This is a genomic window from Bradyrhizobium sp. WSM2793 (genome assembly GCF_000379585.1).
GTDB lineage: Bacteria > Pseudomonadota > Alphaproteobacteria > Rhizobiales > Xanthobacteraceae > Bradyrhizobium.
Window position 1 is genome coordinate 1 of record NZ_KB902846.1, and the last position, 23,751, is coordinate 23,751.

The 23,751-nt window shown below is 61.2% G+C and carries 9 protein-coding genes; 5 read left to right on the forward strand and 4 right to left on the reverse strand.

Annotated features, from left to right (window positions below):
* The first annotated feature begins 18 nt into the window (after positions 1–18).
* Positions 19–4,920, forward strand: a complete 4,902-nt coding sequence (locus A3AS_RS0140825; protein WP_210163486.1) for a M10 family metallopeptidase C-terminal domain-containing protein — start codon at positions 19–21, stop codon at positions 4,918–4,920.
* A 10-nt stretch (positions 4,921–4,930) separates the two neighbouring features.
* Here the strand turns inward: A3AS_RS0140825 and A3AS_RS49740 are convergent, their stop codons facing one another.
* A complete protein-coding gene (locus A3AS_RS49740; protein ID WP_245283407.1) occupies positions 4,931–5,134 on the reverse strand; it encodes a hypothetical protein in 204 nt (67 codons plus the stop codon).
* Between the two features lie 55 nt (positions 5,135–5,189).
* Between A3AS_RS49740 and A3AS_RS0140830 the strand changes: the two genes are divergently transcribed.
* Positions 5,190–5,660, forward strand: a complete 471-nt coding sequence (locus tag A3AS_RS0140830) for a hypothetical protein (RefSeq protein ID WP_245283408.1) — start codon at positions 5,190–5,192, stop codon at positions 5,658–5,660.
* Positions 5,661–7,037: 1,377 nt separating this feature from the next.
* Positions 7,038–9,158, forward strand: coding sequence for an MASE1 domain-containing protein (locus A3AS_RS0140845; RefSeq protein ID WP_084675013.1), 2,121 nt, complete (start codon positions 7,038–7,040; stop codon positions 9,156–9,158).
* Here the strand turns inward: A3AS_RS0140845 and A3AS_RS0140850 are convergent.
* The gene (locus tag A3AS_RS0140850; protein ID WP_018323185.1) at positions 9,153–9,815 is read right to left on the reverse strand and encodes a response regulator transcription factor; all 663 of its coding nucleotides are present in this window, start codon (positions 9,813–9,815) and stop codon (positions 9,153–9,155) included. The genes A3AS_RS0140845 and A3AS_RS0140850 overlap by 6 nt on opposite strands.
* Positions 9,816–10,260: 445 nt before the next feature.
* On the opposite strand from A3AS_RS0140850, the gene opgC reads away from it, so the two are divergent.
* The gene (opgC, locus tag A3AS_RS44540; RefSeq protein WP_018323186.1) at positions 10,261–11,697 is read left to right on the forward strand and encodes an OpgC domain-containing protein; all 1,437 of its coding nucleotides are present in this window, start codon (positions 10,261–10,263) and stop codon (positions 11,695–11,697) included.
* A 178-nt stretch (positions 11,698–11,875) separates the two neighbouring features.
* Here the strand turns inward: opgC and A3AS_RS46340 are convergent, their stop codons facing one another.
* Both A3AS_RS46340 and A3AS_RS0140865 read right to left on the reverse strand, forming a co-directional pair.
* Positions 11,876–12,547 carry a hypothetical protein gene (locus tag A3AS_RS46340; protein WP_084675014.1) on the reverse strand — a complete coding sequence of 224 codons (672 nt, stop codon included), beginning with the start codon at positions 12,545–12,547 and terminating at the stop codon, positions 11,876–11,878.
* 491 nt (positions 12,548–13,038) lie between these two features.
* Positions 13,039–14,187 (reverse strand): helix-turn-helix transcriptional regulator, encoded by a 1,149-nt coding sequence (locus tag A3AS_RS0140865; protein ID WP_157644524.1) that lies wholly within the window; start codon positions 14,185–14,187, stop codon positions 13,039–13,041.
* An 829-nt stretch (positions 14,188–15,016) separates the two neighbouring features.
* On the opposite strand from A3AS_RS0140865, the gene A3AS_RS44545 reads away from it, so the two are divergent.
* The coding region (locus A3AS_RS44545; RefSeq protein WP_049815134.1) for a VCBS domain-containing protein at positions 15,017–23,751 on the forward strand (8,735 nt) is incomplete at its 3' end.

Below are 23,751 nucleotides of genomic sequence, written 5' to 3' on the forward strand. Positions count from 1 at the left end.
ACGATCGGCACCGCCATCGTGCAGGGCAACGGCGGCTGGAGCACAACGGTCACGCTGAACAATGGCCCGAACTCGCTGACCGCACGGGTCAGCGATGCGGCCGGCAACACCGCAACCAGCGGCGCGGTGGTCTATTCTGTCGGCGTGCTCGGCGCCATTCTCGGCGATGCTGGCGACAACACCCTGACAGGGACCGCCGGGAACGATGCATTCCAAGGCTTCGGCGGTAATGACACATTCAATGGTTTGTCGGGCGTTGATCGAGCGGTCTATCTCGACGCGACCGGGGGCATCACCGCCGATCTGACGGCAGGAACCGTGACGGGGCCGGGTGTCGGCACCGACACTCTGGTCGGTATCGAAGCCATCCAGGGCAGCAGCTTTGCCGATCACTACTCGGCGGTCGGTTTCAGCGGCAATGCCGGGGTGCCTGGCACGCCAATTGGCTTCAACAGCTTCGAAGGCATGGGGGGAGATGACATCATCGCCGGCACGGTCAATCCTTCCGGAGAGATTCTGACCCGCATTTCCTATGTCAGTGCGACAGCGGCAGTGGTCGTTGATTTCGCCGCGGGAACGGCGAACGGCGATGCATCAGTCGGCAACGACACCTTCACCAATGTCAATGCGGTCATTGGGTCGGCATTTGGAGACACGCTGCGGGGCAGCGACAATCCGAACGGCACTTTCGAGCAATATGACGCTCGTGCCGGCAACGATCTGATCGATGGCCGCGGCGGCTACGATTTTGCCGTCTACAACAACGACGTCGCTACAACCACGGGCTTAACCGTCAATCTTGCGGCCGGAACGGTCATCGGTGATGCGACAATCGGGACCGATACGCTGCGTTCAGTGGAAGCCGTCCGCGGCACCAACTTCGCCGATACTTACGATGCCACTGGTTTCAGCGGCACCAGCACCAACGCTGGATCGAGCGGCACCTTCAACAATTTCGAAGGCATGGGCGGCAACGATGGCATCATCGGCAACGGCAACACCCGACTTCAATATACCCAATCAACCGCCGGCGTGACTGTCGATTTCCTCGCGGGCACTGCAACCGGCGATGCCTCCGTGGGTACCGATACATTCACCGGCGTCAACGCCGTCATGGGCTCGATGTTTGCCGACACCTTTTCTGGAAGCGGCGCCAATGAGAACTTCATGGGCCTTGCCGGCGATGATTTCATCGACGGAAAAGGCGGCTTCGACACGGCGCAATATGCCAACCTGACCTTCACGACGGGGGGGATCAGCGTTCACCTTGCAGCTGGAACGGTGACCGGAGATGCCTCGAGTGGCACCGACATCTTGCGTTCAATCGAAGGCATTCAGGGCACTAATTTTACCGACACTTATGACGCGACTAATTTCGGCGTCACCGGCGCTATCGATCCCGCGACCGGCCTTCCCTATGCCAATGTCGGCAACAATGGCAGCTTCAATCAATTCGAGGGAATGGGCGGTAACGACGTCATCGCCGGCAACGGCAACACCCGGCTGACCTACGCCAATGCAACCGGCCCCGTGACGATCACTTTCGATCTCAACGGTTGGACCAGCACCACCAGCGGCGCGTCGGGTACCGTGACCGGTGATGGGTCCGTGGGCACCGACACCTTCTCCGGTGTCGGCTCGGTGTCGGGGTCGTCATTTGCCGACACCATCACCGGCTCGAACAATCCAAACAACACCTCGGAGGAATTTGCCGGTCGCGGCGGCAATGACTTCATCGACGGTAAAACGGGTTTCGACAGGGCCTTCTACAACAACGATGGTTCGGCGTCGGGTATTCAAATCGATATGGCTTCGGGCGTGGTGACCGGCGACGCTGCTGTCGGAACGGACACTCTCCGATCCATCGAAGCGATCCGCGGAACCGGCTTCGCCGACACTTATGTCGCGACCAATTTCGGCGTCTCCGGCGCAAATGTCGGCGATTTCGGTACCCTCAACGAGTTTGAGGGAATGGCCGGCAATGACACGATCACCGGCAACGGCAATACCCGCATCGCATACTACAATGCTCTCGATGGGGTGACCGTCGACCTCGCAGCCGGCAACTCCCACGGCACGGCCTCCGGTGACCTCGCAGGTGTCGGGACAGACACGTTCACCGGCGTGAATGCCGTCCGCGGCTCAGCTTTCGCTGACGTCATTCTCGGCGATGCCAATGCCAATGTCCTCGACGGCAGGGACGGCAATGATCGGATCGACGGCCGCGGTGGCGCCGATACCTTGACCGGCGGAAACGGCGCCGACACCTTTGTCTACGCCGATAGTGACGGAGCAGACACTATCACGGACTTTAACCGTACCCAAGGCGACACGATCGATCTGACAGGGTTGTCAGGCTTCTTCACGCTCGCAGATGTTCAATCGAAGGCAACGGTGAGCGGCGGCAACACCATCATCGACGTCGGAAGCGGGAATACTCTGACGCTGATAGGTGTAACAAGCCTTCAGCAGAGCGACTTCATCTTTCCCAACGCCACCAACGGCACCTCGGGCTCGGATGTGCTGCTCGGAACGAGTCAAGCGGATGCAATTTCCGGCCTCGCCGGAAATGATCGGCTTCAGGGATTCGGCGGCAACGATCTGCTCGATGGCGGGGCCGATTTTGACCGCGCTGTCTATACCGATGCCACGGGCGGGATCTCCGTGAACCTTGCGGCGGGAACGGTATCCGGACCGGGAGTGGGTACCGATACGCTCGTTGCGATCGAAGCCGTGGTTGGCAGTGATTTTGCGGACACCTTCAATGCGACCGGTTTCGCTGGGGGCACCGGTACGCCCGGTACGCCGATCGGGTTCAACGAGTTCGAGGGCCGCGGTGGCAACGACACCATTCTGAGTGACGTGAATCCTTTAGGCGCGGCTCTGACGCGGGTCTCCTATGTGAGCGCCACCGCCGGTGTGACTGTCGACATCGCAGCCGGGGCAGCGGATGGAGATGGATCCGTTGGTCACGACACGTTTGTTGGCTCCGGGATTCTTGTCGTCTGGGGCTCTTCGTTCGCCGATACTCTGTTCGGAAGCAACAATGGATTCGGCACGGTCGAGGTGTTTGCGGGGTTCGCTGGCAACGACGTGATCGATGGCCGCAGTGGCTTCGACCGCGTCGACTATAATAACGATCCGACCACCACGTCGGGTATTACGATCAGTCTCGCGGCTGGCACCCTGACGGGGGATGCCACGGTTGGTTCTGATACACTTGTGTCGATCGAAGCGGTCCGTGGCACCAAATTTGCCGATACCTACAACGCCGTCGGATTTAGCAGCGCCAGCACGAACTCCGGCTCGCTCGGGACCTTCAACGAGTTCACCGGCGAAGGCGGCAACGACATCATCACCGGCAACGGCAATACGCGCCTCGGATTCAACAATGCGACCGCAGGCGTCGTGGTGGACATAGCAGCCGGCACGGCGACCGGGGACGTCTCGGTCGGAAGCGATACGTTCACGGGCGTAAATGCCGTCATGGGCACGATGTTCGCCGATTCCTTGTCGGGAAGCGGCATCAACGAGATATTTACCGGGCTTGGCGGCAACGACACGATTGACGGTCGCGGCGGCTTAGATACCGCAAGCTACAACAACATCTATCTTTCGACCGGCAGTGTCACCATTGACATGGCGTCCGGCACCGCCACGGGCGACTCCTCGATCGGTACGGACACGCTGCGTTCGATCGAAGCCATCCAGGGAACCGTCCTTGCCGACACCTATGTGGCAACGGGATACGGCCTTGCAGGCGCTCTTAACGTCGGCAACAACGGCAGCTTCAACCAGTTCGAGGGACTTGGTGGTGACGATGCCATTACCGGCAACGGCAACACGCGTCTGATCTACACCAATGCAACTGGTCCCGTGACGATCACTTTCGGTCTCAATAGCTGGACCAGCACCACCAGCGGCGCGTCGGGTACCGTAACCGGCGATGCGTCGGTAGGCACCGATACCTTTTCGGGCGTTAGCTCGGTGTCAGGGTCGTCATTCGCCGATACCATCACCGGCTCCAACAATCCCAACGGTACAGCTGAAGATTTTGCCGGTCGCGGCGGCAATGACTTCATCGACGGCAAAACTGGCTTCGACAGGGCGTTCTACAACAACGACGGTTCGGTTTCAGGTATTCAAGTCGATATGGCGTCAGGCGTGGTGGCCGGCGACGCTTCGATCGGAACAGACACTCTTCGATCAATTGAGGCGATTCGCGGGACTAGCTTCGACGATATTTTCATCGCAACCAGCTTTGGCACCTCCGGTGCAAATGCCGGCGATTTCGGTACCCTCAACGAGTTCGAGGGAATGGACGGCAATGACACCATTACCGGCAACGGCAATACTCGCATTGCATTCTACAATGCTCTGGATGGGGTGACTGTCGATCTCGCCGCCGGCAACTCCCATGGGACGGCCTCCGGTGACCTCGCCGGCACCGGGACAGATACCTTCACCGGCGTGAATGCCGTCCGTGGGTCATCCTTTGCTGACTTCATTTTTGGCGATGTCGGCAGCGACACGCTGGATGGGCAAGCCGGAAATGACGTGATCCAGGGCCGAGGAGGTGCCGACACGTTAATAGGAGGAGCGGGAAGCGACCAATTCGTCTTCGCTGCGGTTTCCGATTCCACGGTTGCAAGCCACGACACGATCAGTGATTTCGTTCATGGTACAGACGTCATCGACACCGGGGCGATCGCGGGGGTGACGAGTGTCCAAGGCTTGCTCAGCGGAAGCGCCCAAGTCGCCGCGCACAGTATCGGGTGGATTCAGAGCGGCGCGAATACGATTGTCTACGTCAACAACTCGACCACAGCGCAGAATCAAGGGTCGGCGGATATGGAAATTGTCTTGACCAATGTAACCGCGAATATACTGACCAGTCAGGATTTTCTCCTCCACATCTAACGGTCAACGCTCAGGGGAGAACATCAGCGCCGGAATCGCCGAGCTGCTGGATTTTTGCCAGACGACGCGAGGAGCTGACCTTCAGGAAGCTCTCTTCTTTCATCGATGCAGGCAGGGAGCGCCGCACGCTTTGCATATGGCCTCGCACATTTTCACGCGCGTCGGCTACTGGAACGAATCCATCGAGGCCAAGCCGTTCCGCCAAGGCTGCCAAGGACGGCAAGGACCCCAGCAAGCGCCTGCATGCCGACGATTATATGGTCTACGCCTTGCTCCAGCTCGCGCAGGACAGCCGAGCCCGCGACGTCATCGCGGACATGGTTGCGACGACGGGCTATGCGCCCGCCGTCCGCGCCGGTCCCTATGCGATAGCGGCCAGCCAGGCGCGTTACATGGTCGAGCGCGGCGATTGGCAGGGCGCGGCCGCGCTGAAGGCCGAGCCGAGCCGGTTTGCCTATGTCGATGCGATCACCTGTTTCGCCCGCGCTCTTGGCGCCGCGCGCTCTGGCAATGCAGCCGCGGCAACGGCGGACATCGCCAAACTGGCAGAACTGCGGGACAAGCTGCAGCGGGACAAGGATGCCTATTGGGCGGAGATCGTCGGCATTCAGCGGCAGGCCGCCACAGCCTGGCAGCTCAATGCCCAGGGAAAACAGGCCGAGGCGTTGGAAGCGATGCGCCTTGGCTTTGAGGCTCGTGGGTCCTCGGGCCAAAATTGGATCGCCATAAAATCAACCTGAAGAAGCAGCTGAAGATGGACGCCACGCAACGGCAATTCTGGTTCGGCCTCCGTATAATTGCGGGCGGCGCTCGCTTTGCGTTGGGCCGTGGTTTGCGCAACAGCAAAGCGCATCGCACCGAATTCGGACACGCGAAATGGTTCGTTAGCTTTCCTGTGGCTAGCTGGGTGCGTGCCGATTACCGCCGATTGCGGCACATTGGAATGGGAATGCCGGCCCCGGCTGTTGACCCCATCCTGCGGCTGGGGCCGTTTTGGACTTTCGCAGCATCGTTCAAACCCGGTCTACAACCATGCTTAGAGGCGTCGCTATCGCGCTATTTGGAATGGGCATCTTTTCGCAGCTTGATCGCGCGCTGTTCTATGGCCGCCATACTGACGCCGCGCTCAGGCTGATGCGGGAGATCGGCCGAGGCTTTGGGCTGTAGCACCTGCCACATTGTGGAGCGCGGTCGAGGCGGTCCACGGAGCGATGATGCGGTATTTGTTTGGTGTGTGCGGCGTTCGGCAGGCGCTCGAACCGTACGGCTCTAGCCTCAGTTGATGATGCGGCTTCCAGCCACCGGCATGCCGGGATACGGGCGAATGTCGGCATGCCCGCCAATTCGCTTTGATCAATCCGGACGAAGGCCGTGTACGGCGCATTCGTCTTCGGATGCCCACGCAAGTGATTAGTTGCCGCCCGCTGGCGGCGCGAGCACGCCAGTGCTGCTTCTTCAAAGATGCTTGAATGCGGTGAAGTGCGTGCGCCGTTTTGTCAGCGATAGCGAACAAACGAGGCGGCGCCTCAAATAAGATGACCGCCGTGCAAGTCGTCGAACGATGGCACTCGATCATAGGCTTCTTTACGGTGGTTCGATCAAGGGAGAATTGCGTCGCCCAGCGCAAACGCCACGGCCGACGCAACGGACTCGTCGCCTCATCGGTCATGGATGCTTCTAATTTTTTTTTGAGCGAGGCTTCCGCTTCTCTCGTCAGGTCGCAGCAAGCTATCGTGCAAGTGGTTCAGTCCCGAGACTCCAACGAGAGATAGGCCTTTGTCGCACACGGCGTCCTGGTCCAGGTCCAAATCCGACTTTCGGAGCGCCTATCTTCGTCGTACGATGCATCCCCCAAAGCTCGGGGTGAACACGAGACGGCGCGAATTCCTCGGGGTGCAACGGTGCCCTGTTCGTCCCACTGGTTCTGACGCAATCCGCGGGGATTGAACAGCAAGTCGGCCAGCTCGATCGCACGTGCCGTCTCTTAGTCCGCCAGCGGACTGCTGTGATCAATTGGACCTGAGTGCATCTGCCCGTATCCATCTAGCGATGTTAGATCCAGAGATCAAAAGTCAGTTTCGATCGACGAAGCATTTGCCTAGTCCAGGACGTGGACGATGTCCAATCCTCGATCATTAGCTCCCGAGACAAATTCTAGCCGAGGTGTCAGCTATGTCGGTAGTCTGGTCGCAATCGGCGCCATCTATCTCGTCTTGGCCAAAGGTGGCCTTGCTCTCGCCTCCGTTCATCCCAGTTCAACGCCAATTTGGCCGCCGACAGGTGTCGCGCTGGCGGCGGTGCTGTTGGGGGGATATCGGACCTGGCCAGCAATTTTTGCGGGAGCGTTGATCGCAAATGCGACGACGGCGGGCTCGGTTGCTACCGCAATCGCGATTGCGGCCGGTAATGCTCTCGAAGCGGTTGTCGGCGCTTATCTCATTAATCGGTGGTCGAGCGGATGTAATACGTTTTCAACCCCCGATTCTGTCGCAAAGTTTGCGGTGATCTGCGTCGTCATCGCGACGCCGATCAGCGCCAGCATTGGCCTGACCAGTCTGACAATCTTCGGGTACATCGAACAGAAGAGTTTCGCCGACGCGTGGATCACCTGGTGGCTGGGAGATGTGACAGGCGCACTGGTCATTACTCCCGTTATCGTGCTTTGGGCATCAAGCCGCTATCATGACTTCGAACGCCATGCGCTTCAGGAGACGGTCGGCGTCCTCACGACAGCGGCGGTCGTTGGACTCATTGCTTTCAGCCCTTTGATCGAGCAAACGCCCGGACGAGATCCACTGGGTTTTTTGGCGATCTTGCCAATGTTGTGGGCGGCGCTGCGCCGCGGTCCACGCGATACCGCGACGGTCGCCCTGATGCTTGCGGGCATCACGATCTGGGGCACGCTCAGGGGCGGCGGCCCGTTCACAACCACGGACCTTAACGCATCGTTCCTGCTGGTGTTGATGTTCTTGATCAGCATTACCGTTCCAAGCTTGTTGCTGAGCGCCGATGTCGAGGTACGCAAGAAAGCGGAGGAGCATCTGCGCCGCGCGCGCGTCGAACTCGAGCAGAAGGTCGCAGAGCGAACGCAAGAGCTGGAGCTCGCCAGTGCCGCAAAATCACGCTTTTTTGCCATGGCAAGCCATGATTTGCGGCAACCGTTACATGCATTAGGGCTGTTTGTGGCCCAGCTGCGCACGCCGCTCGAACCGGGGGAGCGGGCGAGGACGATCGAGCGGGTCGACGCAACGCGCAAGGAAATGGACGAAATGTTCAATTCGCTGCTGGACATTTCGAGAATCGATGCCGGGATGCTTAACCCTTACATTACCGAATTCCCGATCGGGCGCCTGTTGCAGAAAAGTGAGACGGCGTTTGATCAGGCGACGCGTGAAAAAGGCTTGCGCTTACGCGTCAGGCCAAGTGACGCCTGGGTGCGGAGCGACGCCATGCTGCTCGAACGCATACTCCTGAATCTGGTGTCCAATGCTGTACGCTATACGTTGCAGGGCGGGATCCTGGTCGGATGCCGTCGGCGCGGTGAAATGCTGCGCATCGAAGTATACGATACCGGTCCCGGCATTCCCGAGGATCAAAAGCAGAATATCTTTGGCGAGTTTTTTCAAGTTCCTGCTCCGGAGCAGAACCGGTCCGGCGGCCTGGGGCTCGGCCTTGCCATTGTCGACAGGCTTCGCTTGCTTCTCAACCATCCAATTGAGCTCGCTTCGACTGTGGGTCGCGGTTCGCGATTCACGATCCTGGTTCCGAAGGTCGACGAATGCGTCAGAGCTGCAGCGCCCGCCGACTTACCACACCCCGGTGCTTTTGCAGTCGACGGCAAGGCAATTCTTGTTATTGCCGATACTCCCATCGTGCAGGAGGGAACGGGCGGATTGCTCAGCAAATGGGGATGTTCGGTTCTTGCCGCCGGATCCGACGAAGCCGCACTGGTTCGACTTGCTGAGCGCGAACAACGCCCCGACCTCATCATCTCGGACTATCATCTCGCACGCGGGAAGACCGGAATCAGGGCAATTGAACAAATCAATGCGGCGTTTGGCTCGACGATTCCTGCCATTCTCATCAGCGGCGACACGGCAGCTGAACCACTGCGGGACGCCAAGGATAGAGGATACGTTTTGCTGCATAAGCCGGTCGACCCAATGCAGCTCCGCGCGGTCATGCACAAGCTGTTTAGGGATCACGATGGTGGGAGAGACGCCGGGGCAGTTTCATGATCCAGATTTCGGCGGCCACTCCCAGCCCATTTTTCCGACCTTTATGATGGCCTCGGTACGCGTCGCTACGCCGAGGGCCTTGAGAACGACCGTGATGTGATTCTTCACCGTAGGCACTGCCATATTGAGCATCGTGGCAATGACCTTGTTGCTCTTCCCCTTCATCAGGAGCGCAAGTACTTCAATCTGCCGATCGGTCAACCCGACCCCCTTGAGCGAGTCGGGCGTCACTGGCTTGTTTGCATGCCGTGGGCCCGCCGTCTTCTCCAGTATCTCCAACGGGATGTAAACTCCGCCGGAGAACACCAATTCAATAGCCTTGAGCATCACCTCGCGTTCCGTGGTTTTCGGAATGAAACCCAGCGCGCCGAATTTGAAGGCGCGCCTGACTGTGTCTTGATCATCGGAGGACGAGAGAATGACGACAGCAGTCCTCGCATAGCGATCGCGCAGTTCGCAAAGGACGGAGAAGCCGTCGCGATCAGGCAAATTGATATCAAGCAAAATGAGGCTGATGTCGGGATGCTCCTCGACGATGTGCATGGCCTCCCGGCCGCTCGAAGCTTCGAATATGACGGCTTCTGGCTTTAGTTGCTTCAGGACGGCGTGCAGCGCGGCCCGAATCAATGTGTGATCGTCAACAACAAGCACCTTCATAAAAAAGCTCTCCGTCTTCTGGCCGCGCGGAGATCAATAGAAAATCATACACCCACCTTCGAGATCGTCCATCTTCCATCTCGGCTCCGGCCGGCGGTTCGCCGGCAGGTAAGCAGGTAAGAGGACTACGTGAAGCGCGCAGCTCGCGGGCCCCACAGGACGGACGATACCTTGGTCATAGGACCTAGGCACCTCTCTGTACCGACCTCCGGCCGATTTACAGGCTGCGGCGCTTGCACGATGATGACGGCAGTCAGCCACTCTACCAGAGGGTTGTGCGCACCCCGGCCATATCATCATTGTCGCAATTGCTGTCGTGGCCGGGTCGGTGTGAAGCAATTCTGGACTGCGGCGCTGTCAGAATCCGCAGCGTGCTTTTTGTTACATTCAGTTCCTCTTGATCGTTCCTCTCGAAGCCTGCGCGTACCCTGGACGAGGCAAGCCAATGCAGGATCGGACCGCATCCCCGAAGCAATTTGCGGGCGCTCTGCCGGAGCTCAAAGTCAACAGCCGCGACCTTCGCATTGATGCCTGCCGCGGCATCGCGCTCTGGTGCATCTTTCTTGATCATGTCCCCAATAACATTGGAAGTTGGCTGACGCTACGGAACTACGGCTTCAGCGATGCCGCGGAAGTGTTCATGTTCGTCTCGGGAGTCACCTGCGCGCTGGCCTACGGCAAAGTACGGAGTTGCGAGGGGTGGACCAGTGTGATCCGCCGGACCCTGCGGCGAAGTTGGGACATCTATGTCGCATTTCTGCTGCTGACGCTCGCCTGCGCCATCTTGGTTCACCTCGCAGGCGGGAACCGTCTTGCTGATGAGAGCAATACGCGGATTCTGTTGGACCAGCCGGGCTCGGCGCTCGCCCACGCAGCGATCCTGCAATACCGTCCGGTCAATACCGACGTATTGCCGATCTTCGTGCTTCTCCACCTCTTTTTCGCGCCGTTGCTGTGGTTGCTGTTCCGAATGCCGAACGTGACGCTTGGCGCCTCGCTGGCGCTTTATGCGCTGGTGCAAATGTTCGGCTGGTCCATGCCGGCGTGGCCGAGCGGCCATTGGGCTTTCAATCCACTGGCCTGGCAGCTATTGGCGGTTCTTGGTGCCTGGATGATAATCGAGGGCGAACGAGTGCGCCCCTGGCTAACGTCTCGCACGGTGCTCGTACCTGCCGCTCTCTATCTGATCTTCAGCCTCGTCATCGCATTGAGCTGGAGAGTCAAGCCTTTGGAAGCGTTGATCCCCCAGGGGCTGACCAAATTGGCTTACCCGCCAGACAAGTCCAATCTCGATCCGTTGCGTCTATTGCATTTCTTGGCTCTAGCGGTTGTGGCGGTATGGTTCGTGCCGCCCAATCGGCAAGCCTTGACGAGTGCGGTGATGCGCGGCGCCATCCTCTGTGGCAAGCACTCGTTGCCAATCTTCTGCCTCGGCGTCCTGCTGACGCTCGCTAGCCTCCTGGCGCTGCTCGACATATCGGAAGGGCTTGCGATGCAGATCACGCTCAGCGTTGGCGGGATCCTCATGATGATCGTGGCAGCGACGCTTCTGAACTTGATCAAGATCACGCCCAGGCTGCAGCCGTCTGTTGCTCTGGCTGCGGGCGTGCACGTCCAGCCGGACGCCTGGGGCACCGTTGACTGGCGCCCCTTGGAGGCGTTCCGCCGAGGACTGCGCGAGCTCGGATGGGCCAGCGGCCGGAATCCCGTCATCAATTGCTGGTTCGCGGATAGGCAATCCCACCGGGTGTACCAGATGTTTGGCCTCGCAGACGGATTATTACAGCCGAAGGCGAATGTCGTCGCGGCGTCGCCGAAGCCTGCAGCGACGGTGGCCAGGAATGCAACAGCGCCCATTGCATCGGCGGAATATGGCGTTTGACACATCGGCACGGAAAAGTTCCGGCAGACCTCGAGCCGCTCAGAGAGATCACCGGGAGGTGAAGGATCGCGTTTCTTTCGCGGCGTGAGGCGGAATGTTTCAGCAACGGGACTCGTACGGTTTGGTCGCCATCTTGCGTTCCGCCGTGCTGCTCATGGATCGAGCCATGTCCCCATGGTCACAGCACGCACCCGCAGCGGGCAGATTGAGCATAGGCCAGGAGCCGAAAGTCAGCTTTGGCATGCATCGTGCAAAAGCGATCGATGATTGGGGTCACCTTGTCACTGTAGCCGCGTTGCCAGTGTCCGAGCCCGTGCAGAGCGCTCTCCTGACAGGCAATCGAGTTGAGGTGAAGGATGCGCTCCATCGTGCGGAGCGCGCAATCGTGGAGAGTTGGCAGGTGCGGATCGTCGGCAAGAGCCAAGCACGGAAAGGCATCCCACCACATATAACAGACACAGTTTAGCGTCCCGGCATCGGCTTCGCTCAGGTGGGACAAACTGGGGGTGCACCGCGATTCGAACAACTTGGCAAAGAGTTCTGCGATGGACTTGACGCAGCGGATACGATCTTTGATGGGCACATCAGTTGAACAAAGCCATCTGTTATCGCCGCTTGCGCTGGTATTGACAAGGTAGGTTAAGCCTTGTGCGATTTGGCTGTCAGCAAATCCCTCTAGCGCGGTCTGCGGGTCTTCAAACAGCCGAGTGAGATAAGATACAGCTTCTGCTGGTGGCGGGTCCCACCAATCATGCTCAGGATCGAAGTACCAAGGTGCTTGCTGAAAGCGAACCTCGCGTCCAAATGCGTGCTCCAGCCAATCACGAAACGAGAGCGTTTGCAGGCGCATCACAAAAGCCGCCTCCCCGGAGGCATGAAACTCCCTAATGCTATGCCAGGTCCGGGATCACGCCAAGGCGCGAAATTTTTCAGGCAAATGCCTCCTTGCGATCAATAGCTGAATGAGATCGGTTCTTCACCTTGGGCCGATCGGCCAATTCGCCCATTCAGGCAGCTCCCGATTGTCATCCCGCTCGCGCGGCGCAAGGGGAGGCGCGCCACTGAAGCCCGCCGGATATATTTCCCTGCTCACGGCCACGCGAGTCCCTGTTCGCCAGCGAAAATTCCCTGCTCCGATGAGAGCCGGGACGCTCGGGATTTCTAGCAATTTAAGGTACTTCTCGCCAATTCTCGTTGCCAAGGCGGGGCCTGCGGTGGGCGCTTTTCCCTGTAAACTTCCCTGTTCGCAGGGAATTGGCGCGTTCGTGTTTGCCGCGGATGATGGCTGATACCACGCGCGGTTCAGGACCTCGGTCACGGTCCCGAGCTGGACGATGCAAATCAAGCGAGTTGAGAAACAAGCGTGACCAGCTCCGACTGGCGGTGCGCGCCCGTCTTCGAGAAGATCGACTTGAGGTGGTTGCGGGCTGTTTCGCGCGAGATCCGCAGGTGCTCGGAAGCGCTGGCGAGCGATGCGCCGGTTGCAAGCAGGGCGGCCAGGCGAGATTCCGCCGGGGTGAGATCGAAGGCCTGGCCGATCAGCGCCGGATCCGGCGCCGGGCGTGGAATGAGGTTGGACAGGATCAGCATGGCGCGGGCTCCGAGGAAGACGGAGCGCGCCGCCCCGTCCACCGGCAGGATCCGCAAGACGACCGGTGGCTTTGTCGTCCGGCGGATCAGGATCGGAGAGGCGGGGATGGCGGAGGCGTCCGGCGTGGAGCGCACCGCGCTGATCAGCTGATCGAGCCTTGTCATCGCATGCTTGTCGCGAAGGATGAGGCGCCGCTCCCTGATGCGGATCTCGTTGTCGAATCCCGTTTCGGCTGCCGCGTTGGTGCGCAGGACCATTCCTTCCCGATTGAGGATCAACGCGGGCTGTCGGACCCGGTCCAGAACATCGGTCATCGCGGTGAGTGCAGTCCTGCCGACGACCGTCGCGAGCGTGGCGGTCTCGGTCAGGCGCGGCGCCAATTGGGCAAGCAGCTGCTTGTCGATTGCCTCAAACGGGCCTTCGCGGCCGGTTCGCTGGATCGTCAATGCCCACGCGGCGCTGTCGGCCCAGAAGCCGATGCCGGCGAACCAGCGGAATCCGGATGGAAACAGCAACTCGTTGTACATGGGATCGGCGCGAATCTGCTCCGGCGTCATCACATCGAGGTCGGTCACGACCTCTCCCGCCATCATGCGCGGAAAGCCCTTGGCGCGCGGGTCCCTCAGATGCCAGTTATTCCTAAAGTAGAGCTCGGTAGCCTCCGCAATCGACGCCGTGCGTGGAACGTCCGGGGTCCGGATATCGCTTTGAAGGAGCAGGGCCGCCGACGCGCCCACCGCCTTGCAGATGTCATCCATGATGTCGCGCCATGCTTCCGGATTCACGGCGGCTTCGCCAAGTCGATTGAGGACCTTCGACAGCTCGGCATCGTCGATTTTGTCGACTTTCAAGCGCGGCCCCCTCCGCCTAACCCCACGCATTTCGTTGCGAGCCCGCATGCATCCTTGCTGCATGCATGCAAGTCCCCGACATTTGGGGCCCCGGAATGCGTTTCCCTGACCGGCGATGCTTCGTGAGGAGGCGGCTCGAAGCAAGCCCCCCTTGCCTGTTTTTCCTGAAAAATCGCACTTGACGAAAGTCTAGCGGATGGCTGCGGCAGGCGGCGGCGCCCGGACCGGAATGACCCATTCGGGTCATGCGTCCAGATGTGCCGGCGCTATTCCATGGAAGAGAAATATTTGCCGCACCAGGAATTGAGATGACGTTGCTTTGCTTGAGTCAGTCGGATCTCGACGACGGCTTTCGGCTCCCGATATCGATCTGTGGGGATATCTGTGCGCGTCAGAGTGTCGCAGTATGTGTTGCCCGGCGCGGCGCGAATTGTTCAGCTGCGCTATCAACGGTCGCAATCCATTTTCTCGACAGCTTAAGCGATCTGGTCAAGGCCAGCCGGGGAGGCAAGGCGATCGCTTCATTCCATCCCGTATTGTGCTGCAATTCGGCAGAGCTTCGATTTTCTGGTGTGCCGAAATCGGGCGCAATCGCAAACCTGGAACGCGCGCTTTCTCGGCTGCGCAGTTCGATTCACACTGCGCTTAAGGTTAGCAGCTGTGCTGTCTTGACGCAGTCACGCAACAATGAAAACAATTTGCAATTATCAGAAGTCCTTCGTCGCTCCGTGACAGGACTTCGCCGTTCGACGTCGGGCAACGGCGCCTCGTCGAATCGATACCCGATACAATCATAACAAGACCATTTCATTTCCAACTCGCGCCGTTGGGCTGACGGCGAACTTTTGAGCATCAGAACGTTAAAGGGGGGCTCGCCATGAGCGGCCAGACGATTTTGCGCGCCAGTTTTGTCTCGGAGTCCGCGGCCTATCGCAACACCTTTGGTTGGTACAACAGCTCAACAGGGCTCGGCGGAATTCTGTTCGCAAATGCGGATTCGCAAGGGGCTGGCGCCCTCACCCCCGGTGTCTCCTATGTCGACTTCGCGGTGAACACCGCCGATCTTGGCAAGATCCAGTTCTTCCTCATTCCGGACGGTGCGGCGCCGGGCCGCAACGATGCCGACGATCTCTCCGGCGCCATCAAGGTCATCAAGCTCTCGGACGGCACCTGGGCGGTCGCCGATGTCGATGCCAACGGCAACGTCATTTACGTTGCCGGCAAGCCCGACCTGCTCAGGGGCGCCGGCGCCAATGCGTTGTTCACAGAGACCTCCAAGAACGCAGGCGGCGTCGATTATGCCTCGTCGGTCATGGGCAGCCAGCAGACGGCAGCCAAGCTCGCCAGCGACACCGCCGACGGCGCAACCGGCACCATCGCCTGGGAGGACTCCGCCGCGACGCGCAGGTCCAACGGCACCTACACCGCGCCGGGCGACGCCGACTACAACGACGCCGTTTTCCAGATTTCGCTCGTGCAGAAACCGGTCGCCAATGCCGATGCGGTCACGATCGGCGAGGATGCCGGCGCCACCGCGATCAACGTGCTCGCCAATGACACCAACCCCGCGGGCGGGATGCTGCGCGTCACCTCCGTCAACACGCAGGGAGTTTTGGGGACGGTCAGCATCGCCGCCGACGGCCACAGCATCGCTTATACGCCGGGTTCGGCGTTCCAGTCGCTGCGCGCCGGCCAGTCCGCGAGCGAGAGCTTCACCTACACCGTAACCAACAACGCCGGCCTGACATCGACAGCGACGGCGACCGTCACGATCCAGGGCGCCAACGATGCCGCAATCATCGGCACGCCTTCGGCTGCCGATGTCACCGAGGATTCCCGCAATCCGACCCTTAAGCTCAGCGGGACGATCGCGATCTCCGACGTCGATCAAGGCGAATCGGCGTTCAAGACCACCGTGGTATCCGCGGTGGGCAATTTCGGCACGCTGTCCCTGAAAGCCGACGGCAGCTACACCTATTCGATCGCCAACAGCGCCGTTCAATATCTCGGCGCCGGCGAGACCAGGGTCGAGACGTTCACGATCAGCGCGCTGGACGGCACGGCCAAGCAGGTCTCCTTCACGGTTCACGGCACCAACGATGCCGCCGTGATCGGCGCGCCCGCCTTCACCACCGTCACCGAGGACGCGAGCACGCCGACGCTGTCGGTGTCAGGCACGATCTCGATCTCGGATGCCGACCAGAACCAGTCCACGTTCCAGGCCGGCGTGATCACAGGGCAGGGCAATCTGGGCGCATTGACGCTGAATGCCAACGGCACCTACAACTATTCGGTCGCCAACAGCGCCGTGCAATATCTCGGTGCGGGCGACACCAAGGTCGAAACCTTCACCGTCAAGTCGTTCGACGGCACGGCCAAGCAAATCTCGTTCGTCATCAAGGGCGTCAATGACGCGGCGGTGATCGGCACACCCACGATTCACGATGTCTACGACAATCCGTCCGCACTCGTGCTCACCGCATCCGGCAGCATCGGAATCACGGACGTTGATCAGGGCGAAGCGGCGTTCAAGCCGGCCGTTGGCTCCGCTGCCGGCAACCTCGGCTTCCTGCTGCTGTCGGGCGACGGCAGCTATGTTTACGTCGTGGCCGAAAGCGCTGCGCATAATCTGGCGGCCGGTACCGTCAAGGTCGATACCTTCACCGTGACCGCCGTCGATGGCACCACCAAACAGGTCAGCTTCACCGTTCACGGCCCGGCCGGCGGCAACCACGCGGCGACGATCGGCGATCCCACCATTGCCGATGTGACGGAAGACCTTGCGGCGAACAACGCCGGGAATCTGACCGCCGTGGGCAGCATCTCGGTCAGCGACCCGGACGCGGGCCAGTCCTCGTTCCAGGCCGGCGTGCTCACAGGGCCGGGCAATCTCGGCACGCTGAACCTCTCGGCCAACGGCAGCTACACCTACACCGTCGCCAACAACGCCGCGCAATATCTCGGAGCCGGCGAAACCAAGATCGATACGTTCACGGTCATCTCTCAGGACGGCAGCTCCAAGGATGTCACGTTCACAATCCACGGCGAGGACGACGGCGCGACCATCGGCAATGTTGGCGATCACGACGTCACCGAGGACGGCCAGCTGACGGCGTCCGGGCAGCTGTCCATCCTCGACGCCGACCAGAATCAGGCCGCGTTCCAGGCTGGCGAGATCACGGCACCAAGCAACCTCGGCGCGGTGACGCTGCAGACCGACGGCCACTACACCTATTCGGTCGACAACGCCGCTATTCAGTATCTCGGCGCCAACGACACCAGGACGGAGACTTTCACGGTTACGTCGGTCGACGGCACGACAAAGAACATCAGCTTCGATATCCATGGCGCGCAGGACGCGCCGAATCTGAGCGTTCAGGACTCATCGGGCGCCGCCGACGGAAACATCACGCTTCACATTGCCGCCGATAAGGTCGACCAGAGCAGCACCTTGTCGGTGAAGATCGAGGGGGTGCCGTCGAGCTTTACGGTTCAGAACGGCGCAGCGATCGGGGACGGCGTCTGGCTCGTGACGGGCGCCTCCATTCAGAACGTCGTTCTGATCCCGAACCACGCCGTCGGCAGCGCCGATCCGTTCACGCTGCAGGTCACCGCCATCTCCGACCACGGCATTCATCAGGCGGTGAGCTCAGCCGAGCTCGCGCTGACCGTGACGTCCGGTGCCAACGAGATCAATGCGCTGGATATCGACGGCTATATCGGCGGGGCGACGGTATTTGCTGACGCCAACAACAACGGAATACTTGACGCAGGCGAGGCGTACACGACGACGCGGGCTGACGGCAGCTTTACGTTGGCGGGCGGCTCCGGTCCGCTCGTGAGTATCGGCGGCGTCGATATCTCGACGGGGTTGCAGGTCGCCGGTGTGCTGAGGGCGCCGGAGGGCTCCACCGTCATCACTCCGCTGACGACATTGATCGTTGCGCTGGTCGATAGCACGGCAAACGACGAGCACCCGCTGACGGTGGACCAAGCCATCAACGCCATTGCTGCCGCGTTCAACGTCGATCTCGCCTCTGATCCCGCCAACCCCATTGACCTGCTGTCGTACGATCCGGTGCCCGCTGCGGTGAATGGCGATCCGACCGCAACGGCGGTGCTTGCGGCGGCTATCCAGGTCCAAAGCACGGTCGCCCAGGTGTCGGCCGTCGGCGTGGAGACGGGCGCGGTCATTACAGCCATTGCAGGCGCCATTACGGCCTCCCTGAGCGGGCCCGGCGCGCCCGTCTTCGATCTGGCGTCTTCGGAAACGGTTCAGAGCGTCGTCACGTCCTCCGGCGTCGACGCGGCGGCCGCCGCGACGGTTATCGAGGTCGTTGCTGCCGCGAACGACAGCATTCAGGGGGCCACGAGCGTCACCGAGCTGGCGCAGGCCGGCCAGGTCGCTCAAGGCGCGGCTGCCGAGCAATTGGCTGCGACGAATTTCTCCGACCCGGATTCGGTAACTGAGCTCACGACGCTCTATGTCGAGAATCTCGAGCAGCAGGTCCAGAGTGCCGTGCTGACCCCGGTCGGGAATGCCCTGTTCGGCTCGCTCGGCGATGACGTGCTTTCGGGCGGAGCAGGCAACGATCTGATTGACGGCCAGGACGGCAACGATCGCATCAGCGCTGGTGACGGAAACGACATCCTCTTTGGCGGCGCCGGCAAGGACTATCTCGGCGGCGGCTCGGGTGACGACATCCTCGACGGTGGCCCGGGCTTCGACCGCGCCGTCTATACCGACGCAACCGGCGGCGTCACGATCAACCTCGCGGCCGGAACGGCGTCCGGCGCGGGCGTGGGAACAGATACCCTCGTCAACATCGAAGCTGCCATCGGCAGCGACTTTGCCGATACGTTCAACGCGGCGGGCTTCACCGGCGACGCCCATGTCCCGGGTAGCCCCGTCGGCTACAACGAGTTCGAAGGCAAAGGCGGTGACGACACCATCATCAGCAACACCAACAGCCAGGGCGCGGAGCTGACGCGCGTCTCCTATGTCAGCGCCACCGGGGCGGTGACGGTGGATCTCGCCGCCGGCTATGCGCAGGGTGATGCATCGGTCGGTCACGACACGCTCGTCGGGTCCGGCTTCAACGGCGTCTGGGGCTCTGCGTATAACGACACCATTCTGGGCAGCAACAATCCGATGTTCACCGCGGAGGTGTATTCGGGCTTTGCGGGCAACGACTACATTGACGGCCGCGGTGGCTATGATCGCGTCGACTACAATGTCGATCCGAACACCACGACGGGAATTACGGTCAATCTCGCCGCCGGATCTGTCTCCGGCGATTCGACCATCGGAACCGATACGTTGCGCGGGATCGAGGCGATCCGCGGCACCAACTTCGCCGATACCTACAATGCCGTCGGTTTCGGCGCGGGCAGCGTCAATGCCGGCTCGAACGGGACGTTCAATGAGTTCACCGGCAATGGCGGTGACGACATCGTCACCGGCAACGGCTTCACGCGGCTCGGTTTCAACAACGCGACGGCTGGCGTCCAGGTGGACTTCGTCACGGGCTTTGCCACCGGCGATTCATCCGTCGGAACCGACCAATTCAGCGGCGTCAACGCCGTTCAGGCATCGATGTTCGACGACACGCTGCTGGGCGGGGCGACCAACGACACATTCACCGGCCTTGCCGGCAACGATTATATCGACGGTCGCGGCGGCTTTGACGTCTCGTCCTACAACAACATCTTCTTCATCACGGGAAGCATCACCGTCGACATGGCGGCCGGCATCGTCACCGGCGATGCATCGAACGGCATCGATACACTTCGATCGATCGAGGGCATTCAGGGCACCAACTTCGACGACACCTACGACGCGACCGGTTACGGCGCGAGTGGGGCCAATATCGGCAACAACGGGACCTTCAACCAGTTCGAAGGGCTGAGTGGTGACGACGTCATCACCGGTAATGGCAACACGCGTCTGATTTTCGCCAACGCGACCGGCGGGGTGACCGTCAATCTCGCGGGTGGCACCGCCACCGGTGACGGCTCGACCGGTCACGACACGTTCACCGGCGTCAACAGCGCCGTGGGCAGCAGTCTTGATGACGTTTACGACGCAACGGGTTTCACCGGCGCCAACGCGAACTTCAACACATTCCAGGGCAATGCCGGAAACGACACCATCTCCGGCAATGGCAATACCCAGATCCAGTATGGCAACGCGACCGGCGGTGTGAGCATCAACCTCACCGCGGGCACGGCCGATGGCGACGGCTCGGTCGGCCACGACATCATCACCGGTGGCGTGTTCAACGTTCTGGGGTCCAACTTCAACGACACCATCGTCGGCAGCGCCAGCAACGATGGCCTCTCCGGCAGCAACGGCAACGACACCCTGGATGGTCGATCCGGCAACGACTTCCTCAGTGGCGGCGCCGGTGTGGACACTTTCGTCTATTCGAGCGGCGGCGGCTTCGACTTCATCCAGGATTTCGTCCATGGCCAGGACAAGCTCGATCTGACCGGCGTCTACGGCATCTTTAGTCTCTCCGATCTGCAAGCGCATGCGGTGCAGAACGGTCCCAACACGGTCATCACGTTCAATTCGAACGACGGCCTCACGCTTCAGAACGTCGATCTGAACAGCTTGACGGCGAGCGATTTCCTGTTCGGCACGCCGGCCGCGCCGATCGTCGGCGACGACAACGCCAACGACCTCGTCGGCAGCGCCAATGCCGAATCCATCAGCGGTCTCGGCGGCAACGACCGCCTCCAGGGCCTCGGCGGCAGCGATCTCCTGGACGGCGGCTCCGGCTTCGACCGCGCCATCTATACCGATGCGACCGGCGGCATCGCCGCCAACCTCGCGGCCGGCACCGTCTCGGGACCCGGCGTCGGGACGGACACGCTGGTCAACATCGAAGGCGTGGTCGGCAGCAACTATGCCGACACGTTCAACGCGGCCGGGTTTACCGGCTCGACCGGTCTGCCCGGCGTAGCCGCCGGACAGCGCGAGTTCGAAGGGCGCGGCGGCGACGATAGCGTCGTCGGCGATCTCAACGCCCTGGGGCAGGCGGTGACGCGACTGTCCTATCTGAGCGCATCCAGCGCGGTCACGGTCGACATCGGGGCAGGGACCGCCGATGGCGATGCTTCGGTGGGCCACGACACCTTCTCCAACGTCTCGACGATCTGGGGCTCGGCCTCCAACGACACGTTCTACGGCAGTGACAATGCGGCCTTCACCTACGAGACTTATGAAGGTCGCGGCGGCGACGACTATATCGACGGCCGTGGCGGCTACGATCAGGTCACCTACAATTCGGATACGACGACCACGTCGGGCATTTATGTTCACCTCGCCGCGGGCACCGTGAACGGCGATGCGACCGTCGGCACCGACACGATCCGCAACGTCGAGGCCGCCCGCGGCACCAATTTCGACGACACGTTCGACGCGACCGGATTCGGTCAGGCCGGGGCGACCAATGTCGGCTCCTCCGGCGCCTTCAACGACTTCGCNGGCGCCGGCGGCAACGANACNATCATCGGCAACGGCTCCACCCGCCTGAACTACCAGATCGCGGCCTCCAGCGTCAGCGTCGACCTCGAGACCAGCNNNGTNGGGNCCACGAATGCGGTTACGGTTGCCGGCAGCGCCACGGGTGCGACCGAGGGCACCGACAGCTTCACCGGCGTCAATGCGGTGCAGGGCTCGACCTTCGCCGACACGCTGCTCGGCAGCAGCTTCAACAACAANTTNACCGGTCTCGGCGGNGACGACTACATCGACGGCCGCGCCGGCTTCGACACCGCGATTTACAACAGCCTCAGCACGNTCACGGGNGGNGTNACCGTCGACATGGCGGCGGGCACGGCGAGCGGCGATGGGTCGATCGGGACCGATACGCTGCGGTCGATCGAGGGCATTCAGGGCACGGGCTACGCCGACGCCTATGTGGCGACGGGCTATGGTCAGGCCGGTGCGCTCAATATCGGCAACAACGGCGGCTTCAATCAGTTCGAAGGCCTCGGCGGCGATGATGCCATCACCGGCAACGGCAATACACGACTGCTCTACACCAACGCCACCGGCGGCATCACCGTCGGCCTGAACGCTGGCTCGGTCGCGGGCGACGTGTCGGTCGGGCACGACACCTTCACGGGCGTCAACAGCGTCTATGGCAGCAATTTCGCCGACACTTACGACGCGACCGGCTTCATCGGATTCAATTCCTTCCAGGGCCTCGCCGGCAACGACCTCATCACCGGCAACGGCAGCACGCGACTGCTCTACACGAATGCCACCGGCGGCGTCACCGTCGGCCTGAACGCCGGCTCGGTCGCGGGCGACGTGTCGGTCGGGCACGACACCTTCACGGGCGTCAACAGCGTCTATGGCAGCAATTTCGCCGACACTTACGACGCGACCGGCTTCATCGGATTCAATTCCTTCCAGGGCCTCGCCGGCAACGACCTCATCACCGGCAACGGCAGCACGCAGCTGCTGTTCGCCAACGCTACTGGCGGCGTGACCGTTAACCTCGCAAACGGTACTGTGGACGGCGATAGTTCGGTAGGTCATGACACCATCACCGGCGGCGTGATCGGCGTGTCCGGATCGAACTTCAACGATACGCTGAAGGGCAGCAGCGGCGCCGACAATCTGGTCGGCAACGGCGGCGCTGACACGTTTGTTTATGTGAGCGGCGGCGGCGCCGATTTCATCGGCGACTTCTCGCATGCGCAAGCCGACAAGATCGACCTTTCGGGCGCAAGCATCTACAACCTCGCTGACGTGCAGGCGATCGCCTCGCAGCAGGGACCGAACACGTTCATCAATTTCGGCAATGGCGACAGCCTGACGCTGCAGAACGTGATTTTGGCGAACCTGACTGCGGCGGATTTCATCTTCGCGCCAGGCGTTCACCTGATCGGCGATGCCAATCTGAACACGCTGGTCGGCACGGTCTATGCCGACAATTTGAGCGGCCTCGGCGGCAACGACGTCCTGCAAGGGCTCGGCGGCAACGACCAGCTCGACGGCGGCGTAGGCTTTGACCGCGCCGATTACGGTGATGCAACGGGAGGCATCACCGCCAATCTTGCGGCTGGCTCGGTGGCCGGCCCGGGCGTCGGGACAGACGTGCTGGCGAATGTCGAGGGCATCCTCGGCAGCAACTATGCCGACACGTTCAACGCGGCCGGGTTTACCGGCTCGACCGGTCTGCCCGGCGTAGCCGCCGGACAGAGCGAGTTCGAGGGGCGCGGCGGCGATGATAGCGTCATCGGCGATCTCAACACCCTGGGGCAGGCAGTGACGCGGCTGTCCTATCTCGGCGCATCGAGCGCGGTCACCGTCGATATCGGAGCCGGGACCGCGGACGGCGACGCCTCCGTCGGCCACGACACCTTCTCCAACGTCTCGACGATCTGGGGTTCGGCCTCCAACGACACGTTCTACGGCAGCGACAATGCGGCCTTCACCTACGAGACCTATGAAGGTCGCGGCGGTGACGACTATATCGACGGCCGCGGCGGCTACGATCAGGTCACCTACAATTCGGATACGACGACCACGTCGGGCATCTATGTTCACCTCGCCGCGGGCACCGTGAACGGCGATGCGACCGTCGGCACCGA

Excerpts from the sequence above, each read along its gene's own strand:
- A3AS_RS0140845 (WP_084675013.1), top strand. The coding sequence starts at position 7,038 with ATGTCCAATCCTCGATCATTAGCTCCCGAGACAAATTCTAGCCGAGGT.
- A3AS_RS0140850 (WP_018323185.1), bottom strand. The coding sequence starts at position 9,815 with ATGAAGGTGCTTGTTGTTGACGATCACACATTGATTCGGGCCGCGCTG.
- opgC (WP_018323186.1), top strand. The coding sequence starts at position 10,261 with ATGCAGGATCGGACCGCATCCCCGAAGCAATTTGCGGGCGCTCTGCCG.
- A3AS_RS46340 (WP_084675014.1), bottom strand. The coding sequence starts at position 12,547 with ATGCGCCTGCAAACGCTCTCGTTTCGTGATTGGCTGGAGCACGCATTT.
- A3AS_RS0140865 (WP_157644524.1), bottom strand. The coding sequence starts at position 14,187 with ATGCGGGCTCGCAACGAAATGCGTGGGGTTAGGCGGAGGGGGCCGCGC.